The 21,592-nt window shown below is 73.8% G+C and carries 2 protein-coding genes and 3 pseudogenes; all 5 read right to left on the reverse strand.

Annotation, left to right across the window (positions count from 1 at the left end; translation table 11 throughout):
• Nucleotides 1-548: beta-ketoacyl synthase N-terminal-like domain-containing protein (locus GPZ80_RS30415; protein ID WP_376771793.1), on the reverse strand; the 548-nt coding region annotated here is incomplete at its 3' end.
• A 60-nt stretch (nt 549-608) separates the two neighbouring features.
• Nucleotides 609-2,936 carry a type I polyketide synthase gene (locus tag GPZ80_RS34225; protein WP_446678433.1) on the reverse strand — a complete coding sequence of 776 codons (2,328 nt, stop codon included), beginning with the start codon at nt 2,934-2,936 and terminating at the stop codon, nt 609-611.
• Nucleotides 2,937-7,733 (reverse strand): annotated as a pseudogene (locus GPZ80_RS34230) (type I polyketide synthase); the annotation flags it as partial.
• 84 nt (nt 7,734-7,817) lie between these two features.
• A pseudogene (locus GPZ80_RS34235) lies at nt 7,818-20,585 on the reverse strand (SDR family NAD(P)-dependent oxidoreductase); the annotation flags it as partial.
• A pseudogene (locus GPZ80_RS34240) lies at nt 20,562-21,422 on the reverse strand (acyltransferase domain-containing protein); the annotation flags it as partial. The pseudogenes GPZ80_RS34240 and GPZ80_RS34235, both read right to left, overlap by 24 nt.
• Between the last annotated feature and the right edge of the window lie 170 nt (nt 21,423-21,592).

Raw genomic sequence — 21,592 nt, forward strand, 5'->3', positions numbered from 1 at the left:
CCGAAGGTGTACGAGATCCGGCCGGACGCGACGCTCGCCGCGCTGCCGTTGCCGACGTATCCCTCGTACTCCCCGGCTCCTCCCGGCGCGCTGATCTCGCGCATGCCGTAGCCGCTGACCATGACACCGGCGAACACACCGGTCTGGGTGCCGCGCACCGACGCCGGGTCGATCCCGGCCCGCTCGAAGGCCTCCCATGTGGTCTCCAGGAGCAACCGCTGCTGCGGATCCATGGTCACCGCCTCACGCGGCGAGATCCCGAAGAAGTCGGCGTCGAAACCGGTGGCGCCGTCGAGGAAGCCGCCCTCGCGCACGTAGGTGTGGCCGGTGCTGTCGGGATCGTCGTCGAACAGGTTCGCCAGGTCCCAGCCGCGGTCGGCGGGGAACCCGCCGATCACGTCGGCGCCGGTCGAGAGCACCCGCCAGAGGTCTTCCGGCGACCGCACGCCGCCGGGGTAGCGGCACGCCATCGACACGACCGCGATCGGCTCGTGGGTCTTCGCCACCTGCTGCCGCAGCCGCTCGGCGTCCTTGAGCGAGGCCCTCAGTGCTTCGAGAACCCGGGTGTCTGGATTGGTCATGGCTTCGTTCCTCCGCGGCGGGCTTCGTCAGGAGTCGGTGGCGCCGAGCGCCATGGCGATCAGGGCGTCGGCGTCCATCGAGTCGATCTGGTCATCGGTGGGCGCGCCATCGGCGGCGGGGTGCCCGGCGAGGTGGAGCAACCGGTCGAGCAAGCCGTGGTCCCGCAGTGTTTCCATCGGGATCGTGGCGAGCGCGTCGCGGACGGCGTCGTCGCGCACCGGCTCGGCACGACCGGCGGGCACGAGTTCGGCCACCAGGAACGCGGCCAGCGCCCGCGGGTTCGGGTAGTCGAACACGAGGCTCGCGGGCAGCCGCAGTCCGGTGAGCGCCATCAGCCGGTTGCGCAGTTCCACTCCGATCAGGGAGTCGAACCCGAGTTCCTTGAAGTCACGACCCTTGAGCGAGTCACCCGACCGGTGGCCGAGCACCGCCGCGACCTCGGCGAGCACCGCGGCGAGCACGGCTTGGTCGCGCTGCGCCGCGGGCATCCGCTCGACGCGGCTCGCCAGACCGCCCTGGCCGGTGGCCGTGCTCGCCGCACGGCGGGTCGTGGACCGCACGAATGTCCGCAGCGGCGCGGGAAGCGTCCCGGCTTTCGCCCGTGCGCGGAACGCGCCGAGATCAAGCGGGACCGCGACCAGTGCGGGGTCGCCGAGTGCGACGGCGTTGTCGAACAGGTCCAAGCCCTGCGCGGTGGCCAGCGGAAGCAGCCCGGATCGGGCTATGCGTCCGCGGTCCTGCTCGGTCAGCCCGTCGGTCAGCCCGCTGGTCTCTTCCCAGAACCCCCATGCCACGGAGGTCGCGGGCAGGCCTTCCGCCCGCCGGTCCGCGGCGAAAGCGTCCAGGAACGCGTTGGCCGCCGCGTAGTTCCCCTGGCCCGCGGTGCCGAACACCCCCGCTGCCGACGAGAACAGGACGAACGCGCTCAGCTCGCGCGTCAGCTCGTGCAGGTGCACCACAGCGTCCACTTTGGACTTGAACACGGTGTCGATCCGGTCGGGGGTGAGCGACTCGACCAGCCCGTCATCCAACGCGCCCGCCACATGCACGACCGCCGTGACCGGATATGCGGCGAGCAGACTCGCCACGTCCTCCCGGCGGGCCAGGTCGACGGCGACGACCGTGGCCTCGGCGCCCGAACGCGCCAGGTCCGCCACCAACTCGTCAGCGCCCGCGGCCGCCGCACCGCGACGGCTCGCCAGCACGAGCCTGCGAACGCCGTGCACACCAGCCAGGTGCCGGGCGAGAAGGCCGCCCAGCGTCCCGGTTCCACCGGTCACCAGCACCACGGCATCGGGATCCCACGCCACCGGATCCACGCCCGCTTGTGCGCGCTCAAGACGCCGGGCGAAGACAGCGCCGCCGCGGACGAGCACCTGAGGCTCGTCCACCGCGGGAATCCGCCGCAGCAGCGCCACCTCGGCCTCGCCATCGATGTCCACCAGCTGGAACCGGCCCGGGTGCTCCGACTGCGCCGACCGCACCAGTCCCCACGCGGCCGCGTTCGCCACGTCATCCGGGCGGTCACCGACGAACACCAGCCGTGACCCGGCGAACCGCGCGTCAGCCAGCCACGCCTGGACCACTCCGAGAACGTGTTCGGTCGCCGCCCGAGCGCGCGCCGCCAGAGAAGGCTCCGACCGGGCCTCGACCCGGGCGAAGACCACCTCCGGAACCGGAGTCCCGGCATCCACCGCCGCGAAGAGCGCACCCAAGTCGGTGAACGTCTCCGCGCCGGACCACAGCCCCGCGCCGAGGACGGCCGTCGATCCGGGGACGGCCCGGCCGTCCGGCAGCGGGATCTCGGTCCAGACCGGGCGGTAAAGGTGATCGTTCGCGCCCACCGCGGGCGTGGCCATCGGTCGCACGAGCAGCGAGTCGGCCGTGGCCACCGGGCGCCCCGCTGCGTCGGTCAGCAACACGGCGAACGTGTCGTCCCCGGTCGACGCGATCCGCACCCGCAGCGTCGACGCGCCGACGGCGTGCAGCGCGACGCCGGTCCAGGAGAACGGCAGCTTGGGGGTGTCGAAGTCCGCGATGAGCGCCGCGGCGTGCGTCGCCGCGTCGAGCAGCGCCGGATGCAGCCCGAACCCGGCCGTCGCCACCTCGGTGCCGGGCTCGATCTCGGCGAACACCTCGTCGCCCCGCCGCCACGCCGCCCGCAGGCTCCGGAAGCTCGGGCCGTACTCGAGGCCCGTGGCCGCGAACCGCTCATACAGGTCGGACACGTCCACGGGTTCGGCACCGGGTGGCGGCCACTGCGTCAGATCGTCGGCGGGCACAGCGCCCGCGGGCGCCAGGGTGCCGGTGGCGTGCAGCGTCCAGTCGTCCGCCGAGTCCGCTCGGGCGTGCACCGCCAGCGGCCTGCGGCCGGACTCGTCGGGCGCCTCGGCGGTGACCTGAACCTGCACGGCGACCGAGTCCGCCAGAACCAGCGGCGCCAGGATCGTCAGGTCGTCGACCACCGGGCGGTCCGTCTCGTCTCCCGCCCGGATCGCCCAGTCCACGAAAGCCGTACCAGGCACCAGAATCGAGCCACCGACGACATGGTCGGCCAGCCACGGATGGGTCTCCGCCGAGAACCGGCCGGTGAGAACATGCCCGTCGGACGCGGCGAGCGGCACCGCGGCGCCCAGCATCGCGTGCTCGGCGGAGTCGAGGCCCGCGGCGACGACATCGGCGGTGACGCCGGCGTCAAGCCAGTAGCGCTCGTGCTGGAAGGCGTAGGTCGGCAGCTCGACCCGCCTGCCGGTGAAGACCGCGGGCCACCGCACCGGCACCCCGTGCGCGTGCGCCTCGGCCACCGCGACCAGGAACCGGTCGACACCGCCCTCGCCGCGCCGCAGCGACCCCACGGCCACCGCGTCGTGCGCGGTCATGAGCACCGGATGCGGGGCGCACTCGATGAACACGTGCCCGTCGAAGGCCCGCACCGCCTCGTCGAACCGAACCGTCCGGCGCAGGTTCTCGTACCAGTACTCGGCGTCCAGGGCCGTGCCGTCGACATAGTCGCCGGTCACCGTGGAGAAGAAGGGGATCTCCAGGTCGCCGGGCTCGATTCGCTTGAGGGCGTCGAGCAGTTCCTCCTTGATCGGCTCCACTTGGGCGGAGTGCGAGGCGTAGTCGACCGGGATCCGCTTCGCCCGGTCCCACCGGGCGAGCAACTCCGCCAGCGCGTCCGGGTCACCCGACACCACAGTCGAACTCGGCCCGTTCACGGCCGCGACCGAGATCCGGTCCCCCCACGGCGCCAGCCGCTCGCGCACCTCGGCCACCGCGAGCGGCACCGAGACCATCCCGCCGCGGCCCGCCAGGGAATCGCGGATCGCCTGGCTGCGCAGGACGACCACCCTGGCCGCGTCCCGCAGGCTCAGCGCCCCCGCGACACAGGCGGCCGCGATCTCACCCTGCGAGTGGCCCACGACCGCGGCGGGCTCGACGCCGTAGGAACGCCACAGCGCCGCGAGCGACACCATCACCGCGAACAGCGCGGGCTGGACCACGTCCACCCGCTCCAACGCCTCAGCGTCACCGAGGACTTCGGCCAGGTCCCATTCGACGTGTTCGCGGAGCGCCCGCGCGCACTCATCCATCCGCGCCGCGAAGACCGGGGACGACGCCAGCAGGTCCACCGCCATGCCTGCCCACTGCGAGCCCTGGCCGGGGAAGACGAACACCGCCTTGCCCGCTCCCGCGCTGCCGCGCACCACCCCGGCCGCGGGCTCGTCGCCCGCCACCGCGGCGAGGCCCGCCAACAGCTCCTCGCGGCCCCGGCCGACGACGACGGCCCGGTGCCGCATGGCGGAGCGGGTGGTCAGCTCCGAGAACGCGACGTCCACAAGGGACAGATCCGGGCGTGCTGCCAGGAACGACAGCAGGCGCTCGGCCTGCGCTCGCACCCCAGCGGCGTCGCGCGCGGACAGGGCCAGCGGAACCGGACCCGTCCACTCGTCGACGGCGGCGGGCTCCGGCGCGGGAGCCTGCTCCAGCACGACATGCGCGTTGGTCCCGCCGACGCCGAAGGAGGACACGCCCGCCCGGCGCGGCCTGCCCGCCTCGGGCCACGGCAGTTGCTCGGTCAGCAGCGACACCGCGCCCGCCGACCAGTCGACCCGCGGGGTCGGCTCGCCCACGTGCAGCGTCTTGGGCAGCACCCCGTGCCGCATCGCCTGCACCATCTTGATCACCCCGCCGACCCCGGCCGCGGCCTGCGTGTGGCCGATGTTCGACTTGAGCGAGCCGAGGAACAGCGGGCGCTCCCGGTCCTGGCCGTACGCGGCCAGCAGCGCCTGGGCCTCGATCGGGTCGCCGAGTCGGGTGCCGGTGCCGTGCGCCTCCACCGCGTCCACTTCCGACGGTGACAGCCCGGCGTCGGCCAGCGCCGCCCGGATCACCCGCTGCTGCGCGAGCCCGTTCGGCGCGGTCATCCCGTTCGACGCGCCATCCTGGTTGATCGCCGATCCGCGGATCACGGCCAGCACCTCGTGGCCGTTGCGGCGGGCGTCCGACAGCCGCTCCAGCAACACCATCCCGACTCCCTCGCCGCCGGACGTGCCGTCGGCGTCGGCGCTGAACGACTTGCACCGGCCGTCGGGAGCCAGCGCGCCCTGCCTGCTGTACTCGACGAAGAACAACGGGGTCGACAGCACCGTCACGCCACCGGCGAGCGCCAGCGAGCACTCGCCCCGGCGCAGCGACTGGACGGCCAGGTGCATCGCGACCAAGGACGCCGAGCACGCCGTGTCGATGGTCAGCGCGGGCCCTTGCAGCCCAAAGGTGTAGGCGACCCGCCCGGAGGTGATGCTGCCCGTGCTTCCGTTGCCCAGGAAGCCCTCGACCTCCTTGGGCACCTGCCGCACCCGGCTGGCGTAGTCACCGGCCATGACACCGGCGAACACGCCGGTCTGGCTGCCGCGCAGCGACTCCGGGTCGATCCCGGCCCGCTCCACGGCCTCCCAGGAGACTTCGAGGAGCAGCCGCTGCTGCGGGTCCATCGCCACCGCCTCGCGCGGTGAGATCCCGAAGAAGGCGGGGTCGAAGTCGACGGCCTCGTGCAGGAATCCCCCCGACCGCGTGTAGCTGTGGCCGTGGCTCTCGGGATCGTCGTCGAACAGGTTCGCCAGATCCCAGCCACGGTCGCGCGGGAAGGGCGTGATCCCTTCGCGGCCCTCGGTCACCAGCCGCCACAGGTCCTCCGGCGAGCCGATCGAGCCCGGGTAGCGGCAGGCCATCCCGACGATCGCGACCGCGTCGTCATCGTCTCGGGCGGCGACGGTCCGCGGCGCGCTCAGCGACCCAGGCGCCGGGGTGTCCACTCCGGACAGCTCGGCCACGAGCGCGGCGGCCAGCGCGGCCGGGGTGGTGTGGTCGAAGATGAGGGTGGCGGGCAGTCGCAGGTCGAACTCCGCGTTGATCCGGTTGCGCAGCTCGACCGCGGTGAGCGAGTCGAAACCCAGGTCCTGGAACGCTTTGCCCACGTCGACGGACTCCGGGTCCCGGTGTCCGAGGACCTCTGCGACCGCTGCCCGCACGGCCTGCGACACGGTGTCGGCGGACCTGGCCGCCACGGCGCGTCCCGCCTTGGGCGCGCTCGACGCGCGGCGGACCGACCCACGAACCAGTTCCCGCAGGAGCGGCGGCACTTCGCCATCGCGTCGCACGGCGGCGTCCAGGCGCGCGGCGACGTACACCGCGTCCGGTCCCGCGGCCCCGGCGTCGAACATCGCCAGCGCTTCGGCCGTGGACAGGCCCGCGAGCCCGGAGCGGGCGAGGCGGGCCCGGTCGGCGACGGTCAGGTCGCCGGTCATCGCACTGCTCTCGGTCCACCGCCCCCAGGCCAGCGAGGTGGCGGGGAGACCTTCGGCGACCCGGGACCGCGCGATGGCGTCGAGCGCCGCGTTGGCCGCGGCGTAGTTGCCCTGCCCGGCGGTGCCGAGAATGCCCGCGGCCGAGGAGAACAGCACGAACGCGGTCAGGTCGCGGTCCCGGGTGAGCTCGTCGAGATGCTGTGCGCCGACGACCTTCGGCTCGTGGGTCCGCGCCATGCGCTCCGGCGTCAGCGACTCGACGACACCGTCGTCGAGGACGCCCGCCGTGTGCACCACCGCCGTGATCGGATATTCGGCCAGCACCCTGGCCACCGCGCCGCGCTCGGTCACATCGCACGCGACGACCGCGACGTCGGCGCCCAAGTCGGCGGCCAGGTCGGCGACGAGTTCGCGCGCGCCCGGCGCCTCGATGCCCCGGCGGCTCATCAGCACGAGCCTGCGCACCCCGTGCGCCGAGACCAGGTGCCGGGCGATCAGGCCGCCCAGCGTGCCGGTGCCACCGGTGATCAGCACGCAGTCCCGCGGCGACCACACGGGATCGCCGACGACGGCCTGCCGCAGCCGCGGGACGAAGACCTCTCCCCCGCGGACCACCGCCTCCGGCTCGTGCAGTGCCAGGATCCCCGGGAGGACGTCCTCGAGGTCGCCGTCGGAGTCGATCAACACGAATCGGCCCGGGTGCTCCGACCGCGCCGACCGGACCAGGCCCGCCGCGGCCGCCTGGGCCGGGTCGAACTCGGCGTTGTCGGTGCGCACGACGAGCCGCGACCGGGTGGAGCGCTCATCGGCGAGCCACCCCCGCACCGCGCCGAGCACATCGGTGAGGTCCGTGAGCACCACGGCGTCCGCGGGCGCGGGCGCGGCGGGCAGGTCGACCGGAACGTGGTGCACGGCGAGCAGCGGGGTCGCCGCGCCGAGGCGTTCGGGCACCGGCCGCATGATCACCGCGTCGGCGGTCAGCACCGGCTGCCCGTCGGTGTCGGTGAGCAGCACGGCGAAGCCGTCGTCGGACGCCGTCAGCCGGGCCCGGACCGCGGTCGCGCCGGTCGCGTGCAGCGCCACTCGCTGCCAGGAGAACGGCAGCCGGGCCGGGCCGGTCTGGTCGAGGACCAGCGGCTGCAGCGCGGTGTCGAGCAACGCCGGGTGCACCAGGAAGCCATCGCCCGCGTCCGGCAAGGCCACCTCGGCGAACCATTCGTCGCCGCGCCGCCACGCCGCCCGCAGCCCGCCGAAGGCCGGGCCGTAGTCGTAACCCCGGTCGACGAGGGCCGCGCGGACCTCGTCCGGGTCGATCGCGCTCGCGTCCGCGGGCGGCCACGGCATCGGGTCGGCCCGGACGGTCTCCTCGCTCAGCACACCCGTCGCATGGCGAGTCCAGGACACGTCGCCCGCCGCACGCGAATGCACGGCGAAGGGGCGTCGCCCGGTCTGATCCGGCGCGCCGGCGCTCACCTGCAACTCGACCGCGCCGCCGCCGAACACCAGGGGAGCTTCGAGCATGAGCTCCTCGACCAGGGGGCACCCGACCTCGTCGCCCGCCCGGATCGCGAGTTCGACGAACGCGGTCCCCGGCAGCAGCACGGCGCCAAGCACCTCGTGGTCGCCGATCCATGGCGTGGTCTTCGTCGACACGCGGCCGGTGAACACGACCCCGTCGGGGTCGGCCAGCCGGGTCGCGGGGCCCACCAGGCCCTGCCCGGTGGACGCGCCGTCGAGCCAGTAGCGGTCGCGGCGGAAGGCGTACGTCGGCAGATCGATCCGCCGGGCACCGGGGAACACCGCCGTCCAGTCCGGGGAAACGCCGTGCGTGTGCAGCGCGCCGAGCGCCGCCACCGCACTGTCTACTTCAGACCGATCACGGCGGGTCGCCGGCACCGCGAGCGGCGCGTCCACGAGCGCGGACAGCACCGCGTCCGGACCCAGTTCGACGAACGCCGTGACGCCGTCCGCGGTGAGCCACCGGACCGCGTCGTGGAACAGCACGGGCTCGCGAACCTGCCGGACCCAGTAGTCCGGCGAGCACAGGTCCTCGGCGGTCGCGAGCGTCCCGGTCAGCGTCGACACGATCGGGATCGCCGGCGCCTGGTACCGCAGGGATGCCGCCACCTCGCGGAACTCGTCGAGCATGGCGTCCATCCGGTGGGAGTGGAACGCGTGGCTCGTGCGGATCCGCCGGGTCTTGACCGACCGGGCCGCGTACCCGGCCTCGACCGCGGCGACCGCGTCCTCGTCGCCGGAGACGACCACGGAGTCCGGGCCGTTGACCGCCGCGATGGTCACGCCGTCGACCAGCCGCGGCAGCACTTCCTCGGCGCCTGTCTGGATGGCGAGCATGGACCCACCCGCGGGCAGGCACTGCATCAGCCTGCCGCGCGCGGCCACCAGGGTGGCGGCGTCGGCGAGGGAGAGGACGTCCGCGGCGTGCGCGGCGGCGAGTTCGCCGATCGAGTGCCCGACCAGGAAATCCGGTCGCACACCCCACGACTCGAACAGCCGGAACAGCGCCACCTCAAGGGCGAACAGGGCCGGCTGGGTGTACTCGGTCCGGTCCAGTGCCTCGGGATCGCCCGCGACCACGTCGCGCAGCGGCCGGTCGAGATGCTTGTCCAGTTCCGTGGCCACGGCGTCGAACGCCTCGGCGAACACCGGGAACGCCTGCGCCAGTTCACTCCCCATGCCGAGCCGCTGTGCGCCCTGCCCGGTGAACATGGCGGCCGAACGGGAAGCGCCGGCGGTCCCACGGATGAGCCGGGGCCCCTTCTCGCCGCGAGCCAGCGCGTCGAGGTTGTCCAGCAGTTCGGCGCGGTCCGCGGCCAGGACGACGGCGCGGTCGGGCAGCCCGGACCGGCCGATGCCCAGCGACAGCGCGAGCGCGGACAGGGACAGGTCAGGAGCGCCCGCCACGAACTCGCGCAGCCGCGCGGCTTGGGCGGGCACCGCGTCCTGCCCGCGCGCGGACAGCGGCACCGGCACGACCACCGGGTCCGGGCCGGGATCCACCGAAGCCGCCGCATTTTCAGTGGGGGCCTGCTCGACGATGACGTGGGCGTTCGTGCCGCTCACGCCGAACGCCGAGATCCCCGCCCGGCGGGGCGCGCCCGTGCTCGGCCAGTCCGTCCGCTCGGTCAGCAGCGACACCGCGCCCGCCGACCAGTCCACGTGCGGGGTCGGCTCGTCGACGTGCAGGGTCTTGGGCAGCACCCCATTCCGCATGGCCTCGACCATCTTGATGACACCGCCCACCCCCGAAGCCGCTTGCGCGTGGCCGATGTTGGACTTGAGCGTGCCGAGCAGCAGCGGGCGGTCGCGGTCCTGTCCGTAGGCCGCCAGCAGCNTCCGCATGGCCTCGACCATCTTGATGACACCGCCCACCCCCGAAGCCGCTTGCGCGTGGCCGATGTTGGACTTGAGCGTGCCGAGCAGCAGCGGGCGGTCGCGGTCCTGTCCGTAGGCCGCCAGCAGCGCCTGCGCCTCGATCGGGTCGCCCAGCGTCGTGCCGGTGCCGTGCGCCTCCACCGCGTCCACATCGGACGGTATGAGACCGGCGTCGGCCAGTGCGGCGCGGATGACCCGCTGCTGGGACGGGCCGTTGGGGGCGGTGAGTCCGTTCGACGCGCCGTCCTGGTTGACCGCGGATCCGCGAATCACCGCCAGGACCGGGTTGCCGTCGCGCCGAGCGTCCGCCAGTGGTTGCAGCACCAGCATTCCGGTGCCCTCAGCCCAGCCCGTGCCGGACGCCGCCGCCGCGAAGGACCGGCACCGACCGTCGGCGGAAAGCCCCCGCTGCCTGCTGAACTCCAGGAACACACCGGGAGTCGAGAGCACCGCGACCCCGCCTGCCAGCGCCAGCGAGCACTCGCCGCGCCGCAGCGCCTGCACCGCGAGGTGCAGCGCCACCAGCGACGACGAGCACGCCGTGTCCACGGTCATCGCCGGACCTTCCAGGCCCAGTTCGTAGGCGACCCGGCCCGAGATCACCGCGTCCAGGCTCCCGGTCAGGAAGTGGCCTTCCAGTCCCGCGGGCACCTCGTGCAGCCGCGGGCCGTAGTCCTGGCTGCTCGACCCGATGAACACCCCCGTGTTGGTGCCGCGCAGACTGGTCGGGTCGAGCCCGGCGCGTTCGAACGCCTCCCAGGCGGTCTGCAGCACAAGCCGCTGCTGCGGGTCCATCGCCAGCGCCTCGCGCGGCGAGATCCGGAAGAAGCCCGCGTCGAACTCGGCCGCCTCGGCGAGGAAGCCGCCGTGTCGGGTGTACGTGGTGCCCGGGTGCTCCGGGTCCGGGTGGTACAGCGCCTCGACGTCCCAGCCCCGGTCCTGCGGGAAGTCCGCCACCGCGTCGACCTCTTGCTCCACCAACCGCCACAGGTCCTCCGGGGACCGCACGCCACCGGGGTAGCGGCAGCTCATCGCGACGATCGCGATGGGCTCATCGACCGGGCGGGTGCGGACCGCCGCCGCGGGGGCGGTTTCGGCGCCGAAGATCCGGGCCAGCAGGTGGGCGGTGAGCGCCTTCGGCGTCGGGTAGTCGAACACCAGGCTGCTCGGCAGGGCCAGCCCGGTGGCCGTGGCCAGCCTGGTCCGGATGTCCACCGCGGTGAGCGAGTCGAACCCGAGTTCCTTGAAGGTCCGCCCGTCGATGTCCCGCGCGTCCGTGTGTCCGAGCACGGCGGCGACAGCGCCGCGGACCAACTCCGTGACGGTCCGCGCCCGGTCGGCCTCGGCAACGGCGGCGAGCCCGGTCGGCGCCGCCTGCACCTCGCGTGCGGCGCGCCGGACCTCCGGCAGCTCGGAGATCAACGCGCTCGGCCGGTTGATGGTGAACGTCGCCGCGAAGCGCGCCCAGTCCACGTCGGCCACGGCCAGGAAGGTCTCGTCGTCGGCCAGGGCCTGCTCGAGCACGGCCAGCGCCTCGGCGGGCGGCATCAGGTTGAGTCCCAGACGCTCGAAGCGCGATCCCGTCGCACCGGCGGCCATGCCGTCACCCGCCCAGGAGCCCCACGCCACCGAGAGCGCGCGCAGGCCGCGGGACCGGCGGCGCACGGCGAGCGCGTCGAGCACGGCGTTCGCCGCCGCGTAGGCGCCCTGACCGCTCCCGCCCCAGACGCCCGCGTTGGAGGAGACCAGCACGAAGGCGTCGAGGTCGCGGTCGAACACCGAGTCCAGGTTCGCCGCGCCCGTGGCCTTCCCGGCCATGGCCTCGGCCACCTCGGCGGCGGTGATCTCGCCCAGGTCACCCCAGTGCGGCACGCCCGCCGCGTGCACGACGGCCCGGATCGGGCTCTCGACCTCGACCGAGGAAACCAGTCGCACCAGGGCCTCGCGGTCGGCGACGTCGCACGCGGCGATCGTGACCCGGGCGCCCAGCGCCGCCAGCTCGGCGCGCAACTCGTCCGCTCCCGGCGCGTCCGGGCCGCGCCGCCCGGTCAGCACCAGATGTTCGGCGCCTGCCGCGGCGAAACGCCGGGCGATGTGCGCGCCGATCGCGCCGGTGCCCCCGGTGATCAGCACGGTGCCCGCGGGGCTCCACTCCGCGTCAGGCCGCGCCGACCGGCCCGCCCGGACCAGCCTGCGGCCGAGGATGCCGGACGCGCGGAGGGCGACCTGGTCCTCGCCCAAGCCCGCCAGCACCGCGACGAGCCGTCGGCAGGTGTGCTCGTCGGCTTCGGCGGGCAGATCGATCAGACCGCCCCAGCGCTCGGGGCGTTCCAGTGCCGCCACCCGGCCGAGCCCCCAGACCGCCGCCTGGTCGGTCGCGGGGGCGTCGACGGCGACCGCGCCGCGCGTGAGCGTCCACAGTGGAGCAGGCAGGTCGGCCTGGATGAGGCGCAGGGTCGCGGCGATCGGGTCGGGGTCGGTGAGCGCGACGAGCGACAGGACGCCCGCGAGCCCGGTTGTCCGGGAGGCCGATTCGGCCACCGCGTCGGCGGACACCACCACCGGGGCGGCGCCCGCCTCGGTGAGGGCGGCAACGACCGACTCGGTCGGCTCCCCGGCCGTGACCACGAGCCAGGCGCCCAGCGGCGTCGACGGCGCGGTCTCGGACACCGGTCGCCAGTCGATCCGGTAACGCCATCCGTCCACAGTGGACCCGCCGGTGGGCGATTCCGGGGCGTCGAGCCAGAAGTGGGTGCGCTGGAACGCGTAGGTGGGCAGGTCGACGACGCGGGCGCCGGGTGCGAGAGCGGCAGCCCAGTCGACCGCCACGCCACGCGTGTACGCCTCCGCGACGGACGTGCGGAACCGTCGCGGCCCGCCGTCATCGCGGCGCAGCGAACCGACGACGACCACGTCGCGTTCGGCCCGCTCGGCGGTGCCCGAGATCCCGAGGCCCAGGACCGGGTGGGTGCTGGACTCGATGAACGCGGTGACGCCGTCGTCGAGGAGGCTGCCGGTGGCGAGGTCGAACCGGACGGGTTCGCGCAGGTTCCGGTACCAGTAGCCCGCGTCCAGCGCCGCCGTGTCGAGGCGCTCTCCGGTGACCGCGGAGTAGAACGGGATAGTCGACGACCGGGGGCTGATCGGCGCGAGCACGTCCAGCAGTTCGTCGCGCAGGGCTTCGACCTGCGCCGAGTGCGAGGCGTAGTCCACCGGGATGACCCGGCCCTCGAAGCGGGCGGCGAACTCCGCCAGCGCGTCGGGCTCGCCGGACACCACCGTGGCCGCGGGTCCGTTGACCGCGGCGATCCCGATTCGACCCGACCACGGCGTCAGCAGTTCCCGGACGTCCTCGACCGGGAGCGATACCGACACCATGCCGCCGCGCCCGGCGAGGGACCGGCCGATCGCCTGGCTGCGCAGCACCACGACCCGCGCGGCGTCGCTGAGGCTGAGCCCGCCCGCGACGCACGCCGCGGCGATCTCACCCTGCGAGTGACCCACCACCGCGGCGGGCTCGACACCGTAGGACCGCCACAGCGCCGCCAGCGACACCATCACCGCGAACAGCGCGGGCTGAACCACGTCGACGCGCTCAAGGGCCGCGGGGTCGGCCAGGACGTCGGTCAACTCCCAGTCGGCGAACTCGCGCAGCGCGTCGGCGCACTGCGCCATCCGCGCCGCGAATACCGGCGACGAGCCCAGCAGGTCCACGGCCATCCCGGCCCATTGCGACCCCTGGCCGGGGAACACGAACGCGACCCGGCGCGGCACGGCGCCGTCGCCCCGCACCAGGTCCCCGGCGGCGAGCGCGTCGACGCCGAGCGCCACGGCGCGGTACGGCAGCCGGGCACGGGTGGTGGCCAGCGAGTAGGCGAGATCCGCCTCGGCGAGCTTGGGGTTCGCCGAGACGAAGTTCGCCACCTCGCGCACCTGTGCGTCCAGCGCCGCCGCGGTGCGCGCGGAGATCACCAGCGGCACCGGCTGGTCAAACGTTTGCGCGACGCCTGCGGGCGCATCGGCGGGCTCGGCCTGCTCCAGCACCACGTGCGCGTTGGTCCCGCTGACACCGAACGACGACACCCCCGCCCGGCGGGGCCTGCCGACCTCCGGCCACGGGGTCTGCTCGGTGAGCAGTGCGACAGCGCCCGCGGACCAGTCGACCTGCGGGGTCGGCTCGTCGACGTGCAGGGTCTTGGGCAGCACCCCATGGCGCATGGCCTCGACCATCTTGATGATGCCGCCCACCCCCGCCGCGGCCTGCGCGTGGCCGAGGTTGGACTTCAGCGAACCCAGCAGCAGCGGCCGGTCGCGGTCCTGTCCGTAGGTCGCCAGCAGCGCCTGCGCCTCGATCGGGTCGCCCAGCGTCGTCCCGGTGCCGTGCGCCTCCACCGCGTCCACCTCGGACGGCGTGAGACCGGCGTCGGCCAGGGCGGCGCGGATCACCCGCTGCTGCGACGGGCCGTTCGGCGAGGCCAGCCCGTTCGACGCGCCATCCTGGTTCACCGCCGTGCCACGCACGACGGCCAGGACCCGGTGGCCGTTTCGCCTCGCGTCGGAAAGCCGCTCCAGCAGCAGCACACCGGCGCCCTCGGCCCAGGCGGTGCCGTCGGCCGCGGCCGCGAACGACCGGCACCGGCCGTCCGGGGACAGACCGCGCTGACGGCTGAACTCGACGAACAGCGACGGCGACGACATGACCGTCACGCCGCCCGCGAGTGCCATGGAGCATTCGCCGCGGCGCAGCGCCCGCACCGCGAGGTGCAGCGCCACCAGCGAGGACGAGCACGCCGTGTCGACCGTCAGCGCCGGGCCCTCCAGGCCCAGGGCGTAGGCGATCCGACCGGACGCGACACTGGCGGCGGTGCCCGCCGCGAGGTACCCCTCGAACTCTCCGGAACCGTTGGGCGAGTTCAGGTGCTGGGCGCCGTAGCCGCCGTACATCACCCCGGCGAACACGCCGGTCTGACTGCCCCGCACGGAATCCGGATCGATCCCGGCCCGCTCGAACGCCTCCCATGACGTCTCCAGCAGCAGCCGCTGCTGCGGGTCCATCGCGGTGGCCTCACGCGGGGAGATCCCGAAGAAGGCAGCGTCGAAGCGGCCCGCGTCGAGCAGGAAGCCGCCTTCCCTGGCGTAGCTGCGCCCGGGGCGCTCCGGGTCGGCGTCGAACAGGTTCGCCAGGTCCCAGCCGCGGTCGGTCGGGAATCCGGTGATCGCGTCGGCACCGGACTCGACCAGCCGCCACAGGTCTTCCGGCGAGCTGACGCCTCCCGGATACCGGCAGCTCATGCCGACGATCGCGATCGGCTCGTCGGTCCGCGCAGCGGTGACCGCGGTCTGCCGCCGGTTCCGCACGCCCGTCAGTTCGGCCACCAGGAATTCGGCCACCGCCTGGGGAGTCGGGTGGTCGAAGACCAGGGTCGCGGGCAACCGCACCGAGAACAGGGCGTTGAGCCGGTTGCGCAGTTCGACCGCGGTGAGCGAATCGAAGCCCATCTCCTTGAACGCGCCCGCGGTGTCGACCGAGCCCGCGGAGCGGTGCCCGAGAACGTTCGCGACCTGGTCGGCCACCAGGCGCAGGACGGCGTCGAGTCGCTCGTCGGGACCCAGCGCCGCGATTCGGGCGTCGACGGTGTCCGAGGTGGACGCGGTGGCCGCACCACGCCGCACGGGGGTGCGGACCAGGTCGCTGAGCAGCGCGGGAAGCGTGCCCGAGTCGGCCCGCGCCCGCAGCGCGGCATGGTCGAGCCGCAGCGCGACGCCGCCGCCCAGGTCGCCGCCCACCGCGGCGTCGAACATCGCCAGCGCGTCGGCGGTGGACATCCCGGCGATGCCCGACCGGGCCAGCCGGGCACGGTCGGTGCCGGTGAGGTCGCCGGTCATCGTGCTCGTGTCCGACCACAGGCCCCAGGCGATCGACGTCGCGGGAAGTCCCTCGGCGCGGCGAATCTCGGCCAGCGCGTCCACGGCGCAGTTCGCCGCGGCGTAGTTGCCCTGCCCCGCGGTGCCGAGAACCCCGGCGACCGACGAGAACAGCACGAACGCGGTCAGGTCACGCCCGCGGGTGAGTTCGTGCAGGTGCCGCGCCGCGCCTGCCTTCGGGGCGTGCACCGCCGCCATCCGCTCCGGCGTCAGCGACTCGAGCACACCGTCGTCGAGCACCGCCGAGGCGTGCACGACCGCGGTGACCGGGTAGTCGTCGAGAACCGCGGCGAGGGCGTCCTTGTCGGACACGTCGCAGGCGAGCACGACCACTCCGGCTCCGTCGGCGGCCAGGTCAGCCTGGAGCCGTTCGGCGCCGGGCGCGGCAAGACCGCTGCGGCTCAACAACACCAGGCGGCGGACTCCGTGGACCTCCACCAGGTGTCGGGCCACCGACGCGCCCACGGTCCCCGTGCCGCCGGTGATCAGCACACAGTCGTCCGGCGTCCACGGCAGCGCGTCTACTGTGGACGGTCGTGGACGCAGTCGCGGCACGGAGAAGCCCTCGCCGCGCACCCACAACTCGGGTTCACCGGTGGCCAGGATCTCCCCGGCGAGCGCGGCGACAGTGCCGGTCGTGTCGGTGTCCACCAGGACGAACCGGTCCGGGTGCTCGGAGATCGCCGAGCGCAGCAGACCGCGCACGGCCGCCTGCTCCAGATCGGTCGCCGCGACGCGGGTCACGACCAGCAGCCGCGACCCGGTGAACCGGTCGTCGGCCAGCCACGCCCGCAGCACCGGCAGGACACGCTCGGCGGTGGACTCGGCCACCAGCACGGCGTCGGGGACCGCCACCAGGTCCGCGAGGTCGGCGGCGTCGTCGACAACGGCGACCGAGACCGGGTTCGCGACGGCGGGCCGGGGGATCTCCACCGCCTCGACCGTGAGCAGCGTGGCCGCGCGGGGCGCGCCGAGCTGTTCGGGCACCGGCCGCAGGACCAGGGATTCGGCGGTCAGCACCGGGTTTCCGGCTGTGTCCGCCACCAGCACGGACACGCCGGACGCGGTCGGCGACAGGCGCACCCGCACCGCCGTGGCGCCGGTGCTGTGCAGCGCGACCGCGCGCCACGAGAACGGCAGGCCCGGGCGGTCGAGCACGAGGGCGTGCAGCGCCGCGTCGAGCAGCGCCGGGTGCAGCCCGAACCCTTCGCGCGAAACGCTTTCGGGCAGGGTGACCTCGGCGAAGATCTCCTCGCCCCGGCGCCAGGCGCGGGTCAGCCCCTGGAAGGCGGGCCCGTACCGGTACCCCTTCTCCCCCAGCGCTTCGTAAGCGTCGTCGGTGTCGATTTCGGTCGCGGCGGGCGGCCAGTCGGTCAGCGTGGCGCCGCGTTCGGCCCCGGACGTGAGGACACCGGTGGCGTGCGGCGTCCAGTCGGCGTCGTCAGCGGCCTGCTCGTCGAGCGAGTACACCGCGATCCGGCGACGGCCGGACCCGTCCGCGGACGCGATCGCCACCTGCAGCCGGACACCGCCGCCGTCGCCCGGGAGCACGAGCGGGGTTTCCAGGACGAGTTCCTCGACGAGGTCGCAGCCGAGTTGGTCACCCGCGCGCACGGCGAGTTCGACGAACGCGGTCGCGGGAAGCAGAACGGTGTCGTGCACCGCGTGGTCGGCCAGCCACGGGTGGCCTGCCAGGGAAATCCTGGAGGTGAAGAGGAATCCGCCGGACTCCGGGAGCGCGACGGCGGCGCCGAGCAGCGGGTGCTCCGGCGCGAAGAGACCGAGATCCGTGGCGTCGGCGGGCACCGCCCGGTCGCTGTCGAGCCAGAACCGCTCGCGCTGGAAGGCGTAGGTCGGCAGGTCCACCCGTCGCACGGGAGCGCCGAGCACCGCTTGCCAGTCGACCGGAACACCATGCGCGTGGGCTTCGGCCAGCGCCGTGCGGAACCGGCCGAGGCCGCCGTCGCCGCGACGCAGCGAGCCGAAAGCCGTGCCGTCCAACGCGGGCGCCAACACCGGGTGCGGGCTGCACTCGATGAACACGTGCCCGTCGAAGGCCCGCACCGCCTCGTCGAACCGAACCGTCCGGCGCAGGTTCTCGTACCAGTACTCGGCGTCGAGCGCCGAGCCGTCGATGAACCCGCCAGTCACCGTGGAGAAGAACGGAATCCGCGCCGCACCGGGAACGATGGGCGCGAGCACCTCGAGCAGCTCGTCCCTGATCGAGGCCACCTGGGCCGAGTGCGAGGCGTAGTCGACCGGGATGCGCTTCGCCCGGTCCCACTGGGCCAGCAGGTCATCGAGCGCCTCGGGGTCCCCGGAGACCACAGTGGACGTCGGGCCGTTGACGGCGGCGACCGAGACCCGGCCGTCCCACCGGTCGAGCAGTCCGGCCACCTCGTCGACGGGCAGCGGCACCGACACCATGCCCCCGCGCCCGGCCAGCGACGCGGCGATGGCCTGGCTGCGCAGCACCACGACCCGCGCCGCGTCCCGGACCGAAAGCGCGCCCGCGACGCACGCCGCCGCGATCTCGCCCTGCGAGTGCCCGATCACGGCCGCGGGCGTCACGCCACCCGATCGCCACAGCGCCGCCAGGGAGACCATCACGGCGAACAGCGCAGGCTGCACGACATCCACGCGGTCGAGCGCCTCGGCGTCGCCGAGCACGTCGAACAGCGACCAGTCCGCGAACTCGGCCAGCGCCTCGGCGCACTCCGCCATCCGCTCGGCGAACACCGGAGACGACTCGAGCAGCTCCACCGCCATCGCGGCCCACTGCGACCCCTGGCCGGGGAAGACGAACACCGCGCCGCCTGCTTCCGCGACACCGGTGACCACACCGGAAGCCGGGGTGCCCTCGGCCAGCGCCGCCAGACCCGCCAGGACTTCCTCGCGGTCCGCGCCGAGCACGACGGCCCGGTGGTCCATAGTGGACCGGTGAGCGAGCGCCGACCGGGCGGCGTCGACCAGCTCCACCTCCGGCCGCGACCGCAGGAACGCGTGGTACCGCGCCGCCTGGTCGCGCAGGGCAGCCGGGCCGCGCGCCGAGAGCGCCAACGGAATGGGGCCGGACAAGGACTCTCCGGGAACCGGCTCCGATTCGGGCGCCTGTTCCAGCACGACGTGCGCGTTGGTCCCGCTGACACCGAAGGACGACACACCCGCCCGGCGCGGCCTGCCCACCTGCGGCCACGGCACCTGCTCGGTCAGCAGCGACACCGCGCCCGCCGACCACTCCACATGCGAGGTCGGCGCGCTCACATGCAGCGTCTTGGGCAGCACACCGTGCCGCATCGCCCGCACCATCTTGATGATCCCGCCGACACCCGCGGCGGCCTGGGCGTGCCCGATGTTGGACTTCAGCGACCCGAGCAGCAGTGGGCGCTCCCGGTCCTGCCCGTACGTCGCCAGCAGCGCCTGCGCCTCGATGGGGTCGCCCAGCCGGGTCCCCGTGCCATGCGCCTCCACGGCGTCCACCTCGGACGGGGACAAACCCGCGTCCGTCAACGCCGCCCGGATCACCCGCTGCTGCGCACGCCCGTTCGGCGCGGTCATCCCGTTCGACGCGCCATCCTGGTTGATCGCCGATCCCCGGACCACGGCCAGCACCTCGTGGCCGTTGCGGCGCGCGTCCGACAGCCGCTCCACGACGAGCACGCCCACGCCCTCGGCGAGACCGAAGCCGTCGGCGTCGTCGGAGAACGCCTTGCACCGGCCGTCCGCGGCCAGGCCGCCCTGCCGGGAGAACTCGATGAACATCCCGGCGCCGGACATCACCGTGACACCGCAGGCGAGCGCGAGACCGCACTCGCCGCGCCGGACCGATTGCACCGCGAGATGCAGCGCCACCAGCGAGGACGAGCACGCGGTGTCCACAGTGACCGCGGGCCCCTCGAACCCGAACAGGTAAGAGATCCGACCGGACATCACGCTGCCGGTGTTGCCGGTGAAGACGTAGCCCTCGACCTCGGATCCCTGCTCCATTCCGGGTCCGTAGTCCATCGTCATCGCGCCGACGAACACGCCGGTCCGGCTGCCGCGCAGGGCGGACGGCACGATCCCGGCCCCCTCCAGGGCCTCCCACGACGTCTCCAACAACAACCGCTGCTGGGGGTCCATCGCCGCCGCCTCGCGCGGACTGATCCCGAAGAACTCGGCGTCGAACAGGTCCGCGTCGGCGAGGAAACCCGCTTCGCGCTGATAGAACGTGCCCGCCGGACGTGAGTCGCCGTCGTAGAACCCGGCGAAGTCCCAGCCCCGGTTCGCGGGGAACGGCGAGACGACATCGGCGCCTTCGCTGACCAGCCGCCAGAGGTCGTCGGGCCCGCTGACACCGCCCGGGTACCGGCAGCCCAGCCCGACGATCACCACGGGGTCGTCGTCGGCCGACGGCACCGGCACGACGGTGTCCGCCGCGGGGGTGGCGCCGACCAGCGAGACCCGCACGAACTCGGCCACCTCGGCCGGGGTCGGGTAGTCGAACACGGTCGTGGCGGGCAGGACGAGACCCACGGCCAGACCGATCCGGCCGCGGATCTCCAGTGCGGTCACCGAGTCGAAGCCCAGGTCGCGGAACTGGCGATCGGGCGCGACCGGGGCCGACGACCCGAGCAGGCCCCTGACTTCCCGGCACACCACGCCGACGAGCAGGTCGCGCTGCTCGGCCTCGGACATGGCCGCCAACCGCGCCCGCAAAGGGGATTCCGGGTGCGCCGCGGTTTCCTCAGCCGCGTCGGGCAGGGAGACGATCTCCGCGTCGTGCCCGGCGTAGACGGTCTCCCAGTCGACGTCGACACCGTCGACGTACAGCTCGCCCAGGGTCCGCATGACCTTGCTCAGGTCGGCGTGGCCGCGGCGGACCGAACCACGCACCGACGCCCGGCCGCCCGCCGCGTCGACGGTCTGCTGGAGCGCGGCGGTGAGCACCGGGTGCGGGCTGACCTCGAGCAGGACACCGATCCCGTCGTCGAGCGCCACCCGGGTCGCCCGTTCGAACTCGATGGTGTGGCGCAGGTTGTGGCACCAGTAGTCGGCGTCCAGCGGCTCGTCTTCGGTCAGGACGCGGCCGAGCGCCGAGGAGTAGAACCGCACGCGCGGCGGGCGCGGCCGGATGGGGGCCAGCAGTTCCCTCAGCTCGTCGGTGATCCGGTCGATGTGGTGGGAGTGCGCCGCCAGGTCCACGTCGATCGTCCTGGCGGACACGCCATCGGCGACGAGGTCGTCGAGTAGCTGCTTTGTGGCGTCCAGATCGCCCGCGACGATCACGGCGTCCGGGCCGTTGATCGCGGCCACCCCGAGTTTGCCGCCGAACGCGGCCAGCCGTGGCCGCACCGCGTCCGCGGACGCGGGCACGGCGACCATCGCTCCCTGGCCGCAGAGCGTGGCCTGGGCCTTGCTCCACAGGGTCACCACGCGCGCCGCGTCGGCCAGGGTCAGGGCCTCGGCGACGACGGCGGCCACGATCTCGCCCAAGCTGTGCCCCAGCACCCCCGACGGCTCGACACCGTACGAGCGCCACAGCGCCGCCAGGGAGACCATTACGGCGAAAAGCACCGGCTGAACCACGTCCGTGCGGTCCAGCGACGGCGCGCCGGGCGCGCCATGCACGACGTCGAGCAACGACCACTCGACGAACGGGTCGACCGCGCCCGCGCACTCCCGCATCCGGGCCCGGAACACCGGCGAGGACGCCATCAGGTCCGCCGCCATGCCCGGCCACTGCGAGCCCTGACCCGGAAACACGAACACGACACCGTCGGACACGGGCGCGCCCTCGGTCAGCCCGGCGTCGCCGTGCCCCTCGGCAAGCGCTTGCAGCGCCCGGAGAAGCCCGTCGGGACCGGTCTCGGTCAGCGCCGCGCGGCTGCCCGAGGCCTGCC

The sequence above is a fragment of the Actinokineospora xionganensis genome (assembly GCF_014323725.1).
In the GTDB taxonomy this organism is placed as follows: Bacteria; Actinomycetota; Actinomycetes; order Mycobacteriales; family Pseudonocardiaceae; genus Actinokineospora; species Actinokineospora xionganensis.